General features: G+C 46.2%; 17 protein-coding genes. 11 read left to right on the forward strand and 6 right to left on the reverse strand.

The window, feature by feature from the left end:
- Positions 1-180: 180 nt before the first annotated feature.
- The 3 genes from ftsA to lpxC all read left to right on the forward strand — a co-directional run bounded on the left by ftsA (position 181) and on the right by lpxC (position 4,164).
- Entirely contained in the window at positions 181-1,473 is a 1,293-nt protein-coding gene (ftsA, locus tag AADH33_RS02420; RefSeq protein ID WP_348549446.1) for a cell division protein FtsA, read from the forward strand.
- A 275-nt stretch (positions 1,474-1,748) separates the two neighbouring features.
- Positions 1,749-2,948 carry a cell division protein FtsZ gene (gene ftsZ / locus AADH33_RS02425; protein WP_075100743.1) on the forward strand — a complete coding sequence of 400 codons (1,200 nt, stop codon included), beginning with the start codon at positions 1,749-1,751 and terminating at the stop codon, positions 2,946-2,948.
- Between the two features lie 298 nt (positions 2,949-3,246).
- Positions 3,247-4,164 carry a UDP-3-O-acyl-N-acetylglucosamine deacetylase gene (lpxC, locus tag AADH33_RS02430; protein WP_348549447.1) on the forward strand — a complete coding sequence of 306 codons (918 nt, stop codon included), beginning with the start codon at positions 3,247-3,249 and terminating at the stop codon, positions 4,162-4,164.
- 298 nt (positions 4,165-4,462) lie between these two features.
- Here the strand turns inward: lpxC and AADH33_RS02435 are convergent, their stop codons facing one another.
- Positions 4,463-4,978, reverse strand: coding sequence for a DciA family protein (locus tag AADH33_RS02435; protein ID WP_100749987.1), 516 nt, complete (start codon positions 4,976-4,978; stop codon positions 4,463-4,465).
- 240 nt (positions 4,979-5,218) lie between these two features.
- Here AADH33_RS02435 and AADH33_RS02440 point away from each other — a divergent pair, with 240 nt between their 5' ends.
- Positions 5,219-5,947 carry a CHAP domain-containing protein gene (locus AADH33_RS02440; RefSeq protein WP_348549448.1) on the forward strand — a complete coding sequence of 243 codons (729 nt, stop codon included), beginning with the start codon at positions 5,219-5,221 and terminating at the stop codon, positions 5,945-5,947.
- Between the two features lie 123 nt (positions 5,948-6,070).
- On the opposite strand, the gene AADH33_RS02445 is transcribed toward AADH33_RS02440, so the two are convergent.
- A complete protein-coding gene (locus AADH33_RS02445; RefSeq protein WP_348549449.1) occupies positions 6,071-6,760 on the reverse strand; it encodes a hypothetical protein in 690 nt (229 codons plus the stop codon).
- Positions 6,761-7,070: 310 nt separating this feature from the next.
- Entirely contained in the window at positions 7,071-7,382 is a 312-nt protein-coding gene (locus tag AADH33_RS02450; RefSeq protein ID WP_075100455.1) for a YhbY family RNA-binding protein, read from the reverse strand.
- Positions 7,383-7,723: 341 nt separating this feature from the next.
- Here AADH33_RS02450 and AADH33_RS02455 point away from each other — a divergent pair, with 341 nt between their 5' ends.
- From AADH33_RS02455 to AADH33_RS02485, 7 genes are all read left to right on the forward strand, one after another.
- The gene (locus AADH33_RS02455; protein WP_075100456.1) at positions 7,724-8,356 is read left to right on the forward strand and encodes an RlmE family RNA methyltransferase; all 633 of its coding nucleotides are present in this window, start codon (positions 7,724-7,726) and stop codon (positions 8,354-8,356) included.
- Between the two features lie 305 nt (positions 8,357-8,661).
- Positions 8,662-10,557 (forward strand): ATP-dependent zinc metalloprotease FtsH, encoded by a 1,896-nt coding sequence (gene ftsH / locus AADH33_RS02460; RefSeq protein ID WP_075100457.1) that lies wholly within the window; start codon positions 8,662-8,664, stop codon positions 10,555-10,557.
- 196 nt (positions 10,558-10,753) lie between these two features.
- Entirely contained in the window at positions 10,754-11,701 is a 948-nt protein-coding gene (gene folP, locus AADH33_RS02465; protein ID WP_348549450.1) for a dihydropteroate synthase, read from the forward strand.
- A 28-nt stretch (positions 11,702-11,729) separates the two neighbouring features.
- Positions 11,730-12,020 (forward strand): FAD assembly factor SdhE, encoded by a 291-nt coding sequence (locus AADH33_RS02470; protein ID WP_348549451.1) that lies wholly within the window; start codon positions 11,730-11,732, stop codon positions 12,018-12,020.
- 37 nt (positions 12,021-12,057) lie between these two features.
- Complete coding sequence (locus AADH33_RS02475; protein WP_348549452.1) at positions 12,058-12,516, forward strand: hypothetical protein; 459 nt, start codon at positions 12,058-12,060, stop codon at positions 12,514-12,516.
- 408 nt (positions 12,517-12,924) lie between these two features.
- Positions 12,925-13,635: a YidB family protein gene (locus AADH33_RS02480; protein ID WP_348549453.1), complete on the forward strand. Its 711-nt coding sequence runs from the start codon at positions 12,925-12,927 to the stop codon at positions 13,633-13,635.
- Between the two features lie 227 nt (positions 13,636-13,862).
- Entirely contained in the window at positions 13,863-15,320 is a 1,458-nt protein-coding gene (locus tag AADH33_RS02485) for an anion permease (RefSeq protein ID WP_075100462.1), read from the forward strand.
- 29 nt (positions 15,321-15,349) lie between these two features.
- On the opposite strand, the gene AADH33_RS02490 is transcribed toward AADH33_RS02485, so the two are convergent.
- From AADH33_RS02490 to trmB, 3 genes are all read right to left on the reverse strand, one after another.
- Positions 15,350-16,402 carry a regulatory protein RecX gene (locus AADH33_RS02490; RefSeq protein ID WP_348549454.1) on the reverse strand — a complete coding sequence of 351 codons (1,053 nt, stop codon included), beginning with the start codon at positions 16,400-16,402 and terminating at the stop codon, positions 15,350-15,352.
- 30 nt (positions 16,403-16,432) lie between these two features.
- The gene (gene recA, locus AADH33_RS02495; RefSeq protein WP_100749980.1) at positions 16,433-17,491 is read right to left on the reverse strand and encodes a recombinase RecA; all 1,059 of its coding nucleotides are present in this window, start codon (positions 17,489-17,491) and stop codon (positions 16,433-16,435) included.
- 1,098 nt (positions 17,492-18,589) lie between these two features.
- Entirely contained in the window at positions 18,590-19,423 is an 834-nt protein-coding gene (gene trmB, locus AADH33_RS02500) for a tRNA (guanosine(46)-N7)-methyltransferase TrmB (protein ID WP_348549455.1), read from the reverse strand.
- Positions 19,424-19,447 lie beyond the last annotated feature (24 nt).

Raw genomic sequence — 19,447 nt, forward strand, 5'->3', positions numbered from 1 at the left:
TCTTGCACAAACCTGATAAACAGCCAGTCATAGCGCACCGACAGATAGACGCTGTTTATTTAGTATAAGTTTTTTATTTAGTACAAGTTGTTTATTTACTACAAAGAATATAGCGATGGTTTTAATGATTTAATGGAGACGTCATCTGCTCTCCTGTTTAGCGATAATTTGTCTGGTACCATGAAAAATACTGAAAATCTGGTTGTTGTCCATCTAAGCGCCACGGCAGTATATGTCGTGATAGGCAATGTCGTCTCTGCAACAGACATTCGCATACTGGGCGTGGGACAAGTTAAAAACAGTGATTTTTATCAAGGGCAAATCAAACACCGCGAACGTCTACAAGGCGCCATCAAACAAGCCATCCAAGAAGCAGAAGACATGGCCAATTGCCGTGTGCATAGTGTGTGGCTCACGCTTGCCACGCCCGAGCTCCTCAGTAGCAACAGTGCAGGTGAGGTGCGAGTCGAAGACGAAGTGGTCCGTGCCAAAGACATGGTGCAAGCCCTATCCAATGCCAAATCCCGCGATTTGTCGCCAGATTATTATCTGATGCATTGCTGCCAGCAGGGTATCTATGTCGATGAGCAAGACTTTATGGTCGATGATGCCATTGAGATGATGGCGCACAACATCACCGTGATGTATCACATGATGATGATGCCGGTTTCTAGTCGCCAAAATATCCAAAAACTCTTACAAAGCTGTGATGTCGGCATCGATCATATTGTGTTTGATGCGGTGACTAGTGCTGAATATAGCTTGATGAGCGATGAGCGCCAGCAAGGGGTTTGCTTGGTGGATATTGGCGCTAGTACGACCAGTATTTGTGTTTACAAAGAAAACAAGCTGATTTTTACCCATTGTATCGCCACGGGTAGCCATGAGGTAACGATGGACATTTCAGCAGATTTTGGCATCTCGATGATTGAGGCAGAAAAGCTCAAAAAAACGTATGGTACCGTCGATGTCAATAGCGTCGATCCCAGCTCGTTTTTTCTTTTTAAGCCACAAGGATCGAATGACGAGATCAATATCGGTACCTATAATCTGGCACGTATTATTGAAGCGCGCTATATACAGATATTTACCGAAGTGGCGCGTCAATTGCATGAGGCTGACCTAATCGGCTATATTGATAAAGGCATCGTGCTCACAGGCGGCGGTACGGCCATCAAAGGCATGATACCCTTTACCAAAAAGCTGCTCAAAATGCCGGTGGTGCTGACCAATACTCATCCTGCAATCAGCGCACACAATCATTTTGATAATGACGAAGCGTTTAAACAGCTTAATACCCAAGTGAATGATCGCGCTTATCAGACGGCATTTGGTACACTACTATATAGTCAAAGTGAGCAGTTTCGCCGTAGTGAAAAAAGCGAGCCTGAAGCCATCAAAAAAAGCCGCGTCACGGGCGTTTTTCAGAGCGCAGGCCAGCGTTTTGCCAATGTCTTAAAAAAGATACTATAACGCTGCTAAGTGCCGCTGATACTGTTGGGCCATGCTTTTAGTCAAGACACTCTGATATAGGCTTATAGAGGGGTGAGGCAAGAGCGAGACCGACAAACAATAGATTAAGCAGTAAATACCGTGCTAAGACGACATATTTCGTCTTAGCCAAACTATTTGGGCCATTTACCCTATTTTATTTAAATACATTTATATATAGTATGTCGATAGCGCGCCACATGAGTGCGTTACTACGTATCGAACATTACGCTATCTGCAACTGGAGAATCTTTCTTATGTTAAAATACACCATGCCAGATGATAACCAGCTTCAAAATAACGGCCAAGCAAGCTTCACAGTATTCGGTGTGGGTGGCGGCGGCGGTAATGCGGTTGAACATATGGTACAACAAGGGATTAGAGGTGTAACCTTCGTCTGTGCCAATACGGATAAACAAGCACTTGACCGTCTGACAGCGCCGCATAAACTGCAGCTGGGCGCAAAGACCAACCGCGGGCTAGGTGCTGGTGCCAACCCAGAAGTCGGCCGCGAAGCAGCAGAGAGCGAAGAAGAAGCCATCCGCGGCTTGCTTGAGCATTCAGACATGGTGTTTATTACCGCTGGAATGGGTGGTGGTACGGGTACGGGTGCCGCGCCAGTGGTGGCTCGTATCGCAAAAGAGATGGAAGTGTTGACAGTTGCTGTTGTGACCACGCCATTTAAATTTGAAGGTGGTAAACGCATTAAGGCGGCAAAGGCAGGTATCGAGCAGCTGACCAATTTTGTAGACTCTATCATAACCATTCCAAACGACAAGCTGATGAGCGTCTATGGCAATATCTCAATGCAGGATGCCTTTAAAAAAGCCGATGACGTGTTATTGCATGCGGTTCAAGGTATCGCTGAGACCATCGCCAGCGAAGGTATGATTAATATTGACTTTAACGATATTCGCACCGCGATGACAGCCAAAGGTCACGCTATGATGGGAATTGGCCGCGCCAGCGGTGATGATCGTGCTCGTCAAGCCACAGAAAAAGCCATCAGATCGCCACTACTTGATGATTTACGCCTAGAAAACGCCAAAGGCCTATTGGTCAACGTTATCTCCTCTGAGTCGTTATCACTCGACGAGATGAGCAAGATCAGTGAAATCGTCGAAGAAATCACAGACATCGATGACGCGCATATTTTCTATGGCTCAGTGATCGATGAAAAAATGGGCGATGATTTGCATGTTACCGTCATCGCAACCGGTCTTACTTTAGACGAAAACGCTGGTAAAGAGCCGGAAGTGAAAGAGCAGCCAGTACCGTCTGTAAACAGTACTCAGCCTGTTGATCCTAACGTACATACCAGTGCGTTAAACAGTCAAAAGCAATCACAAGCGCAAATGTATCAAGACCATGCTGCCCGTGCAAACACCATACAAGAGCAGCCTAAGACCAAAACCAACAGTATTCAAGACTATCTAAAGCGTCAGCAAAACAAGTAGTTTGTCATACAGATCTTGTCTGTCATATAAGATATAGACAAAAAAGCCAGCATACATTGCTGGCTTTTTTGTGTCTGCTGTAGTTTACAAACCTGATCTAAGTGTTAAAAAGTATGACAGATTTTGAGATGTAGATACGGATATAAGAGAAAAAACAGACCACAGATGACGGCAAAAAATCAGTGATAAGTGTTATCAATCAAGGAGATAAGTAAAATAGCTACTTTTAACTATGGCGAAATAGGGGCGGGTAATGGTACACTATGGCAATTGTAACAAAATATGTGAGAAGACAGCCATGAACCAAAGAACCATAAAAATAGCGATAGCCGTTACAGGTACTGGTCTCCATAGTGGTCAGCCTGTTGACTTAGCGTTTCATCCGCAGCCAGTCGATACAGGTATTGTTTTCGAGCGCTCAGACATCGCCGGCAGCCAACCGATTCCAGCCAGTGCCTTTTTGGTACAAGACACCATGATGTCCTCCAATCTGGTCTTTGGAGGTACGCGCGTGGGTACGGTAGAGCATTTGCTTAGTGCGATTGCTGGACTGGGTATTGATAATTTATTGATTCGCGTGTCGGCATCAGAGATACCGATTATGGATGGCAGTGCCGCGCCTTTTGTCGCCTTACTGCTGGAGGCGGGATTTTGTGAGCAAGAAGCACCCAAAAAATTCATCAAGATTTTGCGACCTGTACGAGTAAAAGTCGATGATAAATGGGCAGAGTTGCGCCCTTATGAGGGTTTTGAGTTAAACTTTGAGATTGACTTTGATCATCCTGCTATCGACAAAGACTTTCAGCACGCCCAATTACAGTTCTCGACCCAAAACTTCATCGAGCAGCTCAGCTCGGCTCGTACATTTGGGTTTTTACGTGATATCGAAGCTTTGCGTCAAAACAACTTGGCGCTAGGCGGCAGTATGGACAATGCCATTGTCATCGATGATATGAGCGTACTCAACGAAGAAGGCCTGCGTTTCAATGATGAATTTGTCCGTCATAAAATTTTAGACGCATTGGGCGATTTATATTTGATAGGTTATCCTATTTTAGGTCGTTTTAATGCCTACAAGTCTGGTCATGCTCTAAACAATTTGCTGGTACGTGAGATATTATCCAATCATGATAACTTTGAAATTGTAACATTTGATGACAACGTAACTTGTCCGATCGAATATTTGCCACTCAATGGTTTGGCCGTTGAAGGATAAATACAGGAATATACACGAAGTATCGAAACATTTACGCAATATTACATAAGTTGCCCATGCTTACAGTCATAGAATATTCGTATTTTTGAATATATTGTTTAGCTTACTTTAACAATTCTGCGCTAACCTAGACAATATAAAAGCTGTGGATAATTTTATGATCGTCTATCGCTTTCATTCATTATTTGAATGAAAGCGATAGACGATTTTTTTTGTTTGCGATATTACAAAAACCCAGCGTTCAAGGGATGATTTTCTGTTTTTGTTTACATAACTTTACATAGTAACGAGATGATTTTTAGTGATTTGCTAGGCGCAAAAGTGCTTTTTTGAGGTTTTCATCAGTGGTGACATGCTCTGCAGCCTGTGATATAGTCCGCTTTGTGTTTTGGCTAAGAGCCTGATTTTTATTAGCTTTACGAGATTTTGATGAGGCCGCCGCTAGCCCTGAAGATGATTTTGATACATGATTTTCAGTAGAAGTATTGGCTACAATGACGCGAATTTGCTTGAGTTGTTTAAATGTAATTGACTGCTCATTAAGGACTTGCAAGTACGCGCTCTGTAAATAGCGAATATGGTTAGCAGCCGTCATTGAGCTGACACTGAGTACCAATTGCTCAGCAGTAAGTCCGACGACCCAGCAGCTATTGAGGATTTCCTCAGGTAGACAATCTACCAGTAGCGCTTTTATCTCATTGGTCGCTTTTATATAAAACTGCATATTATCAGCAAGGGTTTGGGGTAGTGCGCTACCAGCAAAAGCTTGATGATCAATAAGTTTGGCAAGCCGATTGGGCTGTTTTTTTGACATCGTGATAACTCATCTAGTAGGTGACAAAAACGATATTTATCATAAACATGCTAACTGCAGTATATAACAAGTGAGTGATGAGGCAGTTGACCAGACCAAAACTATCGGTGTGAGTCACGATAAAAGAAGTGGTTGTGATAAGGATTTTATCATGTTTGCTTGATGTGAATATCCTCTAAATTAATTGATGCGTCGTCATGGATGACGAGCAATCCTGTATTAACCATAGGTAGTAAATTTATGAAACAAGCTTTATTAATTTTGTCAGTATTGGGAATGGGCATAGCACAGACGAGTGGTGCTGTCGAAACGACCTTTCAACCAAATAATACCTTGAGTCATACCGTCACAAACATCTCTACTTCTGTGAACTACGGTTCTAGTCGCAATATCTATAGCACCAATAGCGGCGCCCATGTTTATAGTAATGATGAAATCAGTCAAGCAATTGACAACCTAAGTGCTCATGCCAAGCAAAAAGAATATCAACTTGCCTCGCTCACCAGCCGCCTTTCTTATGAGCAGCGCCAGCAGCAAGCAAGCCGTGTACCTGATAGCAACTCAGCTCCTGCCATTGCCGCAGCACGTGCTTCACGCGTGGCGTTGTCTAGAAGCTCTGGCTACTGTGCCCGCTATGTCCGTAAAGCCTTGCAATCAGCAGGCTATGAGTTTACGCCAAATCCTTCAGCGTATCAGTACGCCACGCGTGGCACGCTTGCCCAAGCAGGCTTTACCAAAATCAGTAATGACACACCGCATCAGGTGGGTGATGTGATCGTCTATGACCGTAGCTCAAGACGCCCGCACGGCCATATCCAGATTTTTGATGGTACCGACTGGGTATCTGACTTCCGCCAAAAAGGTATCAGCCCATACAGCGGTGTCCATAGTTATACCACATGGCGCGACTCACAATACGTAGATGACGCCTCAGATCGAGGTATCTATCTTGCCATGGCAGACAAATAATAATCTGTTTAGTAATCAGCTGATAGTGAGCTGATTTACCGGTTTTCTCCAAACTCAGTAATGCTCTTTATGACGTTACTGAGTTTTTTTATTTGTGTTGTCATAGCACGAAGCACACAACAGCTAAAGCACAAACTTGCACCAATGCTGGCGATTGTGAAAATCAGGCGGGGTAGCGTGAGAGGGCGCAAAATATAGCGCCGTTTTATCCACCCATAAGATAACGCAGGGGTGGAGGTGCTCAATCACGGTGCCATATACGGCGTATTGCTGATGCGGCAATGGCGTCACTGGTATATGCAAGTAACGCTCAAAATCAACTGAGCGGGCCAAGTTTACACCTGAGCTTGAATTTACGCTCGATGCTGGCCAATCGAGCATGGCACGGGTTTGCAGATCTGTCATCAAGGCTGGCGGCGGCAAAGTATCTGGGTGCCGATAGCCATCAAACTGATACAGTGCGTAACGACCGTCTGGACTGGCATTGATTTCGATATAAGGTGCGTTTGCCTTTGCCATAGGAGCTTGCGGGATTTTAGCACTGATAAAGCACTCAAGGCAGGTCTCCTCCCACAGATAGTCTGCAAAACCGACCTTGTCTGACTGCCATACTGGCCACTCTAGTCGGTGCGCCATAGAAGGTGTGGGCATGCTGACTTGATATTGAAGCTTTAGATAAAAAGGCGACGTCTTGCTGATGTCTGCGTGTACGCTCACGCGGATATCTGATAGCGCAGCGATACTGACACCTAACTGCTGCGCCTGGATGGCGAGGCTGTCGGTGGCTAAACGTAAATGAAAGACTTGGCTCATGATGTAATCACTGTTTTGATAGGCACTAGTTTTGATAGGCAGTCTTTTCGATAGGTAGTATGAATACTGCGCGAGGTCTATTGCGCTAGGTCTATATAGTTAATCCTACATAAAAAACTGCGGTGCCAGAGTGCTACCAGTATTTAATTTAGAGTAGATTGATTATATACCCATCATGCAAAAAACCGCGAGCAACATGCCGCGCGGTTTTAGGGTATAGCAGATAGCAGGCGTATTGCGGCATGGTCACACACAGCACGACCATTTATTTATCCGCACTAAATCCACACCGCCTCTTTGTGCCGACATACTACTGGGCGTGACGAGTGAGATTAGAGAGTTTTGGATTGGCATTTGGGTTTTGGCGTAGTAGCAACGCCATACGACCGATAGAATGTACCAAAGTGGCGTTTGCCGCCGCCGCAAGCTCTGCGCCGATGGTATCACGCTCTTCTTTGGTGCCGGCCGGTAGTTTTACCTTGATGAGCTCATGATCTGATAAAGCACGATCAATCTCTTCGGTGATGGTGGGAGTGATGCCTTTGTTGCCAATCATAACGATAGGCTTTAGCTCATGGCCGATGCCTTTTAGACGTTTGATGGTAGCGTTATCGAGTTGCATAGAATTCCTAGGTATTGATAAAAATAAAAATATTACCGCCAACGGCAGTGAGTGATCATTATAGATAATCTATGACCAACTTGCATGAGATCGGCGGGATTTTGCACGATTTTACGTGCCGAAAATGTTAAACTGAAGGTTTGACCACATTATAAACGCTACTGCCTTTTAAAACAGTTATTTAACCAAGAGAATTTGATGATTTAAGCGCATTTATAGATAAATCGCCTCATTGGTACTATGTCTTTTGTGCATCAGACGTTGCAATGAGTCATCAGGCGTTTCAAAGTGTATCGTTATCAAAGCGCATAAAGTTTTGCAGAGTAATAGGAGCAGGTATTTTGGCCACGCGTATCGAAAACAAAAAATTGTCAAAAAGCAGCAGTGCTTGGATGCAAGAGCATATTGACGACCATTATGTACAAAAGGCCCAAAAAGACGGCTACCGCGCCCGCGCAGCTTATAAGCTCCTAGAAATCAACGAAAAGACCAGCCTAATAAAAAAAGGCATGACGGTTGTGGATTTGGGCAGTGCGCCTGGTAGCTGGTCACAAGTGGCTGGGCAGTTGGTGGGTGATAAAGGTATTTTGATCGCCTCTGATATCTTGCCGATGGATGCGTTGCCAGATGTCACCTTTATCCAAGGTGACTTTCGTGAGGCTGAGGTGTTTGACGCGATTATGGCAGAAGTGGGCGATCGGCAGGTCGATGTGGTGCTATCAGATATGGCGCCCAATACTTCTGGCAATCGCGCGATTGATCAGCCGCGTATGATGTACCTATGCGAGCTGGCGGTCGACTTTGCGCTGGCAACCTTACCCAAAGGTGGCGCGCTTATTATGAAAGTGTTTCAGGGTGAGGGTACACAAGAATTACGTCAGCAGATGCAGCGTGATTTTAGTAAAATCCGTAGCATCAAGCCCGCTGCCTCACGACCACGATCAAAAGAGATGTTTTGGGTGGCGATCAAATAGTTTTAGTTTCAATGAGTTGCTGCTATTGTAAGCGGGAGAGTACGCCATCATAAAAGATGGATACCATGCGTGAAAATCCGCTACAATCGTTAACTGAATAAAAGTGAAACCTGCTTGAATTATGCAGGAGAACACCACATATCATGGTATATTAACTTTGTTTTAAGCATGAGTTTTAGGCAAAGTCGTCTGATAATAAACGCCCGATATGCTCGTTGAGATTTATATATCGTCAAATGAGCCAAACGTTTATGGACGTCACGTGTTTAGTAAACACACCAATAAGTAAGGGATGGGAATAACTAGTGAGCGACATGGTAAAAAATACCTTATTGTGGCTGGTGGTAATCGGCATTTTGGTGCTGGTGTTTAGCGGCTTTGATCAATCTTCTGAGCCGGATAACCTTAACTACTCTGAGTTTGTGACCGCGGTGTCAGAAAATCAGGTAGCCAGTGTTGAAATTGACGGCGAACAAATCACCGGTGAAAAGAAAAATGGCTCATCTTTTGAGACCATTAGACCCGCTGTGTCAGACGACGAGCTGATGCCGCTGTTGCGTGAAAATCAGGTTGAAGTTCAAGGAACTGCTCCGAAACGCCAAAGCGTCTTGATGCAATTGCTGATAGCCAGTTTCCCAATTTTATTGATTATTGGTCTGTTTTTATTCTTTATGCGTAATATGCAAGGCGGCGCTGGCGGCAAGGGTGGTGGTCCGATGAGCTTTGGTAAATCAAAAGCCAAAATGCTCACCGAAGACCAAATCAACGTCAATTTTGAGGATGTTGCAGGCTGTGAAGAGGCCAAAGAAGAAGTGGTCGAGGTCGTTGACTTCTTGCGCGATCCAGACAAGTTTACCAAGCTAGGTGCGACCATCCCACGCGGTATCTTGATGGTTGGACCGCCTGGTACGGGTAAGACGCTATTGGCGCGTGCCATCGCTGGTGAAGCCAAAGTACCGTTCTTCTCTATTTCAGGGTCTGACTTTGTCGAGATGTTTGTCGGTGTGGGTGCCTCACGTGTGCGCGATATGTTTGAGCAAGCGAAAAAGAGTGCCCCTTGTATCATCTTTATCGATGAGATCGATGCCGTTGGTCGCCACCGTGGCTCTGGTATGGGCGGCGGTAATGACGAGCGTGAGCAGACATTGAACCAACTATTGGTTGAGATGGACGGCTTTGAAGGTAACGAAGGCGTGATCGTGATTGCCGCGACCAACCGCGCTGATGTACTCGATAAAGCGCTACTGCGTCCAGGACGTTTTGACCGTCAGGTACAAGTAGGCCTGCCCGATATCAAAGGCCGTGAGCAGATTTTGAAAGTACATTTGCGTAAATTGCCGAATACTATCGGTGTCGATGCCAGCTCGCTTGCGCGTGGTACGCCTGGCTTTAGTGGTGCCCAGCTGGCCAACTTGGTCAACGAAGCGGCACTATTTGCCGCCCGTCGTAACAAAACCAGCGTAGATATGAATGACTTTGAGGACGCAAAGGACAAGCTGTATATGGGTCCTGAGCGCAAATCGATGGTAATACGCGAAGAAGAGCGCCGAGCCACTGCTTATCATGAAGCAGGTCATGCCTTGGTTGCTGAGCTACTACCAGGTACCGACCCTGTGCATAAAGTAACGATCATGCCGCGCGGATTTGCCCTTGGTGTGACTTGGCAGCTACCTGAGCATGACCAGACCAGCATGTATAAGTCAAAAATGCTCAATGATATTGCTATCTTATTCGGTGGCCGTATTGCTGAAGAAGTCTTTATCAATCAGATGTCAACGGGCGCGTCCAACGACTTTGAGCGTGCTACCAAAATGGCACGAGCGATGGTCACCAAGTATGGTATGTCTGATGCGCTAGGTATCATGGTGTATGAAGATGAAGACAGCTCACAAGGTTATTTTGGCTCTAGCAGCCGTACGATTTCAGAGGCCACACAGCAAAAGGTCGATGAAGAAGTGCGCCGCATGTTAGAAGAGCAATATGATATCGCTCGCGAGCTGATCGAAGCCAACCAAGACAAGATGCATGCGATGGTCGATGCCTTGATGAAGTGGGAAACCATCGATCGGGATCAGTTGCAAGACATTTTGGCAGGTGAAGAGCCACGTCCACCAAGAGTGTATCAGCCCAACGAAGTGAACTTGTCAAAAAATGACGTTAAAACCACGGGTCCGACACCGCCGCCATTACCAGCGATGTAGAGCAAGCAAGTAAAATTGTAAAAGACCGCTGGCACATCACTGTTTAAGTTAAAAAGCCCTTTTTGATAAAGGGCTTTTTTATGGCTCGTATTTTATTCAGAATTTAGAACCGTATGGGATTTACTGGTATCATAAGCAAACGATCGCCAATACCGATTCCCCTTTTTCAGCTCCTTTTATTGATAATGGATGGCCTATGTCATTGTTTCAGCCTTTACCGACTTATCGCATTCGCAGCCGCAACAAAGTTTTGGATCTATCGCAGCCGCAGGTGATGGGAATATTAAATGTGACGCCAGACTCGTTTTCAGATGGTGGTCAGTTTACCGCGGTAGATAAAGCGCTGCAGCATTGTAAACAGCTGATAAATGAAGGGGCGACGATTATCGATATCGGCGGCGAATCTACCCGTCCAAATGCCGCGCCTGTAGCGACGGATGAAGAAGTGCAGCGTGTGGTGCCAGTGGTGACAGCCATTCGTCAGCAGTTAGGTGAAATGGGTCAGGATATTTGGCTGTCGATCGATACCAGTAGCCCGACGGTGATGCAAGCAGCGTTTGATGCAGGCGCTGATATTTGGAATGATGTACGCGCGCTCAGACGTGAGGGTGCAGCCCAATTAGCAGCAGCACTTGATATACCGGTGATGCTGATGCACATGCGCGGCGAGCCCACGACCATGAATGAGTTGGCGCAGTATGACGAGGTAATCGGTGATGTCAGTCGCGAGCTGCTTGCTCGTATTGAAGAGGTGACTTGTGCTGGCGTGAAGCGTGAAAACCTCATCATCGATCCAGGCTTTGGTTTTGCAAAAGATTACGAGCATCATTGTGCACTATTGACCCAGCTTGATAAGTTACAAACGCTTGGTTTGCCATTGATGTTTGGTATCTCGCGTAAGCGTTTTTTGGCACAGGTACTCACTAAGAGCGGTGTACCAGCAGTTGCCACTACGCAAGCCAGCGAGCGTGATGCGATCGGTACTGCGGCTGGATTGTTGGCATTGCAGCAAGGCGCGAGTATCATCCGTACTCATAATGTAGCGATGATGCAGCAAGCGGCCGCGCTTTGGCAGCAATTAACCGAGTATTATCAAACCTCTGTTATTACGACCAACAACCATCACTATCAATCCACTAAGTAATGTACCTACTAGCTATGAGGCGTTTCCTATGAGCATATCTGAAAATAAACAACTTGAGCCAACCAATGAGCAGCGCCGCGTCATCTATCAAGCCCGCCGCGGCCTAAAAGAGCTGGATTTTTATATCGACCCTTACGTCAAGGAGCGGTATTTGACCGCAGATGCTGCTGAACAGGCGACCTTTGCCGAAATGCTCACCCATGAAGACCCAGATTTATTGGATTATTTTACCAACCAAAACCGCCCAGAGAGCGACGATATCTGGGCGCTGGTCAATAAAATTAAAACATGGCGTCATACCAAAGAGTTGATGCCCTAATTCGCTACCACACCCATTATGAGATTACTGCGATATCATGGATTCGATAACTGCCCTGCGTATTGATACTGCTATCGAGCCTAGGAGCCGATTGCGTTTGCTGTTATATCTGAGCTTAGCAAGCATCATGATAGGGCTTGGTTTATTAGCGTCTTTGGCGCTTTGGCAGTACGTGCTGGTCTTAGTGGTGACAGCCGCAGTGCTTGGTTATTTGACCGTATCGCGGCCGATCCTGCTACATCTAAGCCAGCCGCCAGTGAGTCAGCGCCTTGATCAACACTGGCAGCTGTTGATGCGTACGGCGCAGGGGGAGGGCTTATGGTTGGCAAATCTACAAGCCATTCACCGTTTTGAGTGGGCGCTCAGTTTTGAATTTGATATCATCGAGCCTTATCAGCGTTCGTTGGCCGTGACAGTTTTTCGCGATCAAGTCAGCCCCGAGCAGTGGCGAGAGCTAAATGTTTTGGCCAATATGAGCACGGGCAATACTGTCTAAATACTTATCTTCTTTTCCCTTGGTAGCGATGTGTAGGCTTACAAGCGCCTACATGTCATAACAAAATACCTATCTCGATCAGCAAGAAAGCTTGCTATATTAATGTCACTATTAATTGACAACTAACTATAGTCGATACACTTTAAAAGTGTTATAGCGCTACTGGGATGAATTTTTCGCAGCCTCTGGGGACGCAGCACGCAAGTAAAATTTATACCAGTAGCGCGTTTAAACTTATGACAGTTTTGCTTTGAGCTGACTATAACAACACTGTTGTAGAAAGTATGGTTATAAAAGTTATGGTGATAATGTATGTTGTGAGGCAGCGGCGTTAAAAAATGGCTACCGACAAATAACGGCTAAAAAACACTGTGCTAGACCACGATAATGATAAAAAAGGAGAAAAATATGAGTTTATTAGGGAATTTAGTCAGTCAGGTGGCTCGTCAAGCCATGAATCCTGCCGACGCCCAGCATAACCCAGTCAATCAGCGTGCTGATACAAGGCGGACAGGCGGTCTGGGTGATATCTTAGGAAGCGTGCTGGGAGGCAGTCAGGCAGGTGGCTATAATCCGCGTCAACACGATCGTCAGCCAGATAATGGCTTTGGCCTAGATGATATCATCGGTGGTTTTACTGGCGGCGCGCAGCGTGGGGGCGTCAGCGCAGGCGCTGGTGGTTTGGGCGATATCTTAGGAAGCGTACTGGGTGGTCAGCGTACTCAAAGCGGCTTTGGCGGTAAAGGCATGCTTATCGCCGCGCTTATGCCAATGGTGCTCAGCTGGATCAAGCGTAATGGCGGTCTGAGCGGTGCGTTATCTAAAATCACGGGCATGGGCTATGAAAACCAAGCACGCTCTTGGATGAGCAATCAGCAGGACAATGAAAATCTCGACCCAAACGATGTCAATCGATTGTTTGATGAAAGTGAGATTCAACAAGTGGCAGCGCATACCGGTGCCAACGAAGCCGAGGTGCGCCAAGGCATTGCAGAGCTGTTACCTGAAGTCGTAAATCAGCTTACCCCCAAAGGTAATTTAGATACCGAAGCGGAGGCTAACGAAGAGATTGATCAAATCATCGGCCAGTTATCCAACCGTCTAGGCACTTTACGATAATGGCCCCATGCTTGTGTTATATCTACCTTTAGCTGTGTAGTCTACCGTTACTGAAACAGACAGCTGATAGCGGCCAAAAGAGCACGTTTGTATAGCGTGCTCTTTTTTGTTGTGAGGAATTCAACAATACATGCTACATAGATATGTTAAAAATGGTGAACAAATGCACAACAGTGCCGGTAATCTTATAAGATGAGGGTATCAGCCACTGCATAGGATACTGACGCATGCCGTTTAAGCCGATCCAAGCCGCTATTGCCATCGTCGTAGGTCTTATCATCTGGTTTGTCATTCCTGTACCGACGGGCGTCACTCCTGAAGCATGGCACATGCTGGCTTTATTTATCGCCACCATCGTTGCCATTATTGGTAAAGTGCTACCCATCGGGGCGATAGCGGTCATCGCCGTGACGCTCGTGGCCTTGACGGGGGTAACCAGTGACAGCCCAAAACAAGCCATCAATGATGCGCTCTCTAGCTATTCAAGCCCGCTGATATGGTTGATTGGTATCGCAGTGATGATATCGCGCGGCCTTATCAAAACTGGTCTTGGTCGCCGCATTGCTTATTATTTTATTTCTATCTTTGGCAAAAAAACCATCGGAGTCGCGTACTCATTGACGGCGGCTGAGCTGATGATAGCGCCTATCACGCCGTCGAATACCGCGCGTGGTGGCGGTATTATTCATCCTATTATGAAATCTATCGCCCAAAGCTTTCATTCAACGCCAGAGGAAGGCACGCAAAATAAAATTGGTCGCTATCTGGCGATGGTCAATTACCACGCCAATCCGATTACCTCAGGGATGTTTATCACCGCGACCGCGCCCAACCCTTTAGTGGTAGACCTAGTAAATAAAGCCACAGGCGGCAACATTCAGTTGTCGTGGACAACGTGGGCGGTGGCGATGTTTGTGCCGGGCATCCTGTGCTTGGTGGTGATGCCCTTGGTGATTTATCTGATCTATCCACCTGATGTCAAAGTCACGCCCGACGCTAAAGGTTTTGCAAAAGACAATTTGGCAGACATGGGTAGCATCAGCCGCCAAGAAAAAATCATGCTCGGTGTGTTTGGCCTGATGCTACTACTCTGGGCTAATATACCGGCGCTGCTATTGGGTGAGCAATACAGCGTCGATGCCACGACGACGGCTTTTATCGGTCTGACGACTTTGATATTGACTGGGGTACTGACGTGGGAGGATATTCTCAAAGAAAAATCTGCTTGGGATACCATCATCTGGTTTGGTGCCTTGATTATGATGGCCGCTTATCTGAATGAGCTTGGCTTGATTCGCTGGTTTTCTGATAATATTGAAGCGATGATTGGTACGACAGGTCTGGGCTGGGTAGGTGCCGTGGCGATTTTGACGCTGGTATATTTGTACATTCACTACTTTTTTGCAAGTACGACTGCGCATATCACCGCTTTATTTGCCGCCTTTTATGCCGTCGGGCTGAGCTTAGGAGCGCCGCCCATGCTATATGCGCTGATTTTGGCAGCAGCGGGCAACATTATGATGACCCTCACCCATTATGCGACCGGCACCGCCCCCGTCATCTTTAACTCAGGGTATGTGACCTTAAAAGAGTGGTGGGGCATCGGCGCTATCATGAGTGTGGTCAATCTGGTGATTTGGATAGGGGCAGGTATGATATGGTGGAAAGTGCTTGGCTATTATTAATAGGTATCTGAGTGTTAGATGAGTCACGGTTAAAACCGTTCATCTAATGTCTCAAGCGTGTAGTCAAGGGCGGCAAAGCAGATGTCACTTTTAAAGCCTCTATACTGCAAAAACCGCAATTGACGAGCCTTGTCTTTTGGCTCACGGGGCAAGGTATTGCCGTATTTTTTGGTGCGAGCGGTGACCGCCAGCTTTAGCCAGTCAACGCCTTCGACCAGATTGTCATCACCATCCTTGACAAATTCGCTAAATTCCTCAGACTCTGCATTTGCCATATCGATCAGTTCATCGATGTTGTCTGGCATGGCTATTTTTTTTTGATAAAACGCTTGCTTGATACGGCCACGCCCCCGTCCTTTACGAATGTTTTCACGGATGAGCATGAGGGTAGTGCGATAATCACTTTGGTAGCCTTTTTCTTCAAATTCATCGAGTAAGGCATCGATCTTGTCTGGGTCTTGCTCCTTATCGAGCAGTTTTTGCTTTAGCTCTGCTTTACCATACTCACGGCGCGACAGATAATAAAAAGCCAGCCAGCGCAGGCGACTCTCTGCCTTGATAGCGTCAATCTCGACTTGCCTTTGCTCAGGGGTGCGAAGATACGCTTTTAGAGCAGCAGGTAAATTGTCCGCTTGCGCGTCTGTACGGTGACTATGGGAAGCTATAGGGTCAGGCAGTGGCGCTGAGCCTTCTGTGCTCTCTAAATAATCTGCACCCTCTAGGCGCGCATCGCTATCAGCGGTAATGGTAGAGGCGCTATCGTCCGAATGACCATGAATATGATGCTTTACCTCGGCCAGTATCTCTTTGATACTTTGCGCTTTTGGTGGCTGATACGCAGGTGCGTCGTTAGGCTCAGGGCTAAAGCTCGCGGCTGGATGAAAGCGTTTTTCACGTCTTTTACGTTTGGCTGTAGACGCCGACTTCTGAGACGTATTTTTATCGACATGTGCTGCATGAGGCGATCTGAGCGCTTTGGGTGTTTGGGAGGTTTTAGAGATTTTTTTGGGCTTGCTAGTAGGGGCGCTCGCTGAGTCGGCGTCCGATTCAGCGAGTATTTCAGCTAAGGTTTTAATGTTCATAATCAATCATAATGATAAATAAGCGTGCCGTTATTGTACTGGCTCAGGCGCTAGGTTTTCATCTTTTTGAGAGGCGTCAGTGTCTTTGGCGTCTTTTTTGCTACCAAGCTTTTCTTCACGGATCTTATCTTCGATTTCTTGGGCAATACTAGGGTTTTCTTTTAAGAAAAGCACAGAGTTGGCTTTACCCTGGCCGATTTTTTCATCGCCATAGCTATACCAAGAGCCTGCTTTACCCACAGCGCCAATTTCGACACCTAAGTCGATGACTTCTGCTAGGTGATTGGTGCCTTCGCCATAAGTGATTTCAAACTCAGCTTGGCGGAAGGGTGGTGCCATTTTGTTTTTGATGACCTTGACACGGGTTTGGTTGCCGATGATTTCATCACCGTTTTTGACCGCCCCGATACGGCGAATATCCATACGTACTGAGGCATAGAATTTCAGCGCATTACCACCGGTTGTGGTTTCTGGGCTACCAAACATCACGCCGATTTTCATACGGATCTGGTTGATAAACACCACCATACAGTTAGAGCGTTTGGCATTACCTGTGATCTTACGCAGCGCTTGACTCATCAAGCGGGCTTGTAGACCCATGTGTGAGTCGCCCATCTCACCTTCAATCTCAGCGCGCGGTGTCAAGGCGGCGACGGAGTCGACCACGATCATATCGACCGCCCCCGAGCGTACCAGCATATCGGTAATCTCCAGCGCCTGCTCACCGTTATCAGGCTGAGAGAGCAGTAGGTCATCTGTATTGACCCCAAGCTTACGCGCATAAACCGGATCAAGCGCATGCTCGGCATCGATAAAGGCACAGGTGCCGCCTTGTTTTTGACACTCAGCGATCGCTTGTAGCGTCATGGTAGTTTTACCTGAGCTCTCTGGCCCATAAATCTCAATGATACGGCCTTTTGGTAAGCCGCCAATACCAAGCGCGATATCTAGTCCTAGCGAGCCTGTCGAGACCACATCGGCATCGAGGACTGCAGAGTCATCGCCCAGTTGCATGATGGTATTTTTACCAAATTGTTTTTCGATTTGACCAAGTGCGGCTTTGAGAGCTTTGGCTTTATTGTCGTCCATACTGGATTCCTTGTCTTCAATCATTAGTGTAAAACGATAAATTCGATGATAGATAAAATACGGGTAATAGGAAGGTTACGGGCCATATATACTGACGGCTCCCCAAATGGTAGGCAACGGCCAGTGTCTAGCAAGACGAATAAGATGTCGTATCGATGATGTCGAGAGTGCAATCATTCTACTATACAGTAAAATTAATGACGGATAAAAGTAAATAAAAGTTTGATATAACCCCTTGTGCAAGCAGCGCCTTCTCATTATTAAGGCGTTTGTTCATTTATCTAAGCGTTAGGGATGTATGGTTGATTGGATAAGGATATTATAACAAAATCTAGATAGCATACTAAGGGTGCAGGTATGCTAAACGACATCGGTTGTCGCATGCATATTATTTTTAGAGTTATATAAGTATTGGCAAAATTAGCAAGTATTTTGGATAGGAAAATGGTATTGTTTGTCAATAGGGTTTGCAGTTGTCCACAATATATCTTCGGTAAAAATTCGCTGATTGTGAAACATCGGCTCTGATTTCGGTTTTTCTAAAAAATATAAGAAATAAATTTTTAGCTTCTCTCTATAAGCGTAAATTATTGATTTTTAAAGGGTTTTAAATTGTACAAAAAATGAACGATTTTACCTGAACCTTTAATATATCTAGGAAAATGCTTGTCAAGTGCTGACTTATACACAGGGTTATCCACAGCTTATGGGGAGAACTCACCAAGCCCTTGTAACATCAATGTTTGCGCAAATCGCTTATTATGACTTCTTAAAGATCAAAGCGGATTTTGTGATGTCACGCGTATAGTTTTTCCAAAAAATTGCTTTGTGTCGCCGATGTTTCACGCCATAAAATTATTATTTTTAATAAAAATAAAACCGTCAAAATGGTCGCAAGAAGCGCTGAGTTGACCGTATGGTAAGCTTTTTATAATTAGTAGGCCGTGTTAAGGCGCGTTGTTTATCAGCTATATCGGTCACATTTCGCTGTGCTCTTGATCATCTTTGCTGGCAAAGCGCCACGCATAAAAAAGGCGGCTAATCTGTTAGCCGCCTTTATCGCTCTTTATCTAAGGGAAGATTTTTAATCGTTTGGTGTTAGTCTTTGCTATAAATCAAATCCCAAACGCCATGACCACGTGCGATACCGCGGCGCTCAAATTTGGTCATTGGACGAAAGTCTGGTCTATCGATAAAGTTGCCAGTGCCTGCTTGGTTGGTGAGGCCAGCAAAGTTGTCTAGTACATCCAGCATCCAAAAAGCATAATGCTCCCAGTCAGTGGCGGTATGAAACCAGCCGCCTTGGGTTAGGCTGCGTGTCACAATCGCCATGCGCTCAGGGCTGACAAAGCGGCGCTTATAGTGGCGCTTTTTTTGCCATGGGTCAGGGAAGTATAGCTGAATACGGTCGATATGGTTTTCTGGTAGCTGTTTGAGTAGTTGGATGGCGTCACCATTGATAATCTTGACGTTACGCAAGCCTTGGGTGCCGGCCATATAGGCGCATTTGCCAATACCTGGCTCATGGACTTCGATACCGACAAAGTTGCGCGCCGGCTCTGCTGCGGCCATCTCGATGAACGAGTCGCCTAAGCCAAACCCAATCTCTAAGGTCAGCGGTGCGTCACTGCCATTTGGGCTATCGGCAAATAGCGCGCGCAAGTCATTGATGCCTGTTAAATCGCCATCGCCAAAGCTGTTATTGACCAAATAATCGGCGAACTCGGGCGCGGTCAACGCCAGCTCAGCGTTTTTGTTCATGTGTGTACGCCGTTTCATAAAGGTGTTGACGATACGAATGTATTTGTCCGCGGCAGGCGTACTTTGGTTGTCATCAACGTCAGCGCTCGCTGTATCGACGTCGATTAGGGTTTGCTCATCAGTGGTTGGCGTACTGGTGAGATTGTCATTGCTATCAGGATGTTGACTCATAAGATGGGCAGTGCTTCATTAGGT

Origin of the sequence: Psychrobacter sp. KFRI-CH2-11 (assembly GCF_038239325.1) — a bacterium.
Taxonomy (GTDB): Bacteria; Pseudomonadota; Gammaproteobacteria; order Pseudomonadales; family Moraxellaceae; genus Psychrobacter; species Psychrobacter celer.

Coding starts and splice junctions, on each gene's coding strand:
- AADH33_RS02440 (WP_348549448.1), top strand. CDS start 5,219: ATGAAACAAGCTTTATTAATTTTGTCAGTATTGGGAATGGGCATAGCA.
- recA (WP_100749980.1), bottom strand. CDS start 17,491: ATGGACGACAATAAAGCCAAAGCTCTCAAAGCCGCACTTGGTCAAATC.
- AADH33_RS02445 (WP_348549449.1), bottom strand. CDS start 6,760: ATGAGCCAAGTCTTTCATTTACGTTTAGCCACCGACAGCCTCGCCATC.
- trmB (WP_348549455.1), bottom strand. CDS start 19,423: ATGAGTCAACATCCTGATAGCAATGACAATCTCACCAGTACGCCAACC.
- AADH33_RS02490 (WP_348549454.1), bottom strand. CDS start 16,402: ATGAACATTAAAACCTTAGCTGAAATACTCGCTGAATCGGACGCCGAC.
- ftsA (WP_348549446.1), top strand. CDS start 181: ATGAAAAATACTGAAAATCTGGTTGTTGTCCATCTAAGCGCCACGGCA.
- lpxC (WP_348549447.1), top strand. CDS start 3,247: ATGAACCAAAGAACCATAAAAATAGCGATAGCCGTTACAGGTACTGGT.
- AADH33_RS02435 (WP_100749987.1), bottom strand. CDS start 4,978: ATGTCAAAAAAACAGCCCAATCGGCTTGCCAAACTTATTGATCATCAA.
- AADH33_RS02475 (WP_348549452.1), top strand. CDS start 12,058: ATGGATTCGATAACTGCCCTGCGTATTGATACTGCTATCGAGCCTAGG.
- ftsZ (WP_075100743.1), top strand. CDS start 1,749: ATGTTAAAATACACCATGCCAGATGATAACCAGCTTCAAAATAACGGC.
- folP (WP_348549450.1), top strand. CDS start 10,754: ATGTCATTGTTTCAGCCTTTACCGACTTATCGCATTCGCAGCCGCAAC.
- AADH33_RS02485 (WP_075100462.1), top strand. CDS start 13,863: ATGCCGTTTAAGCCGATCCAAGCCGCTATTGCCATCGTCGTAGGTCTT.
- AADH33_RS02450 (WP_075100455.1), bottom strand. CDS start 7,382: ATGCAACTCGATAACGCTACCATCAAACGTCTAAAAGGCATCGGCCAT.
- AADH33_RS02480 (WP_348549453.1), top strand. CDS start 12,925: ATGAGTTTATTAGGGAATTTAGTCAGTCAGGTGGCTCGTCAAGCCATG.
- AADH33_RS02470 (WP_348549451.1), top strand. CDS start 11,730: ATGAGCATATCTGAAAATAAACAACTTGAGCCAACCAATGAGCAGCGC.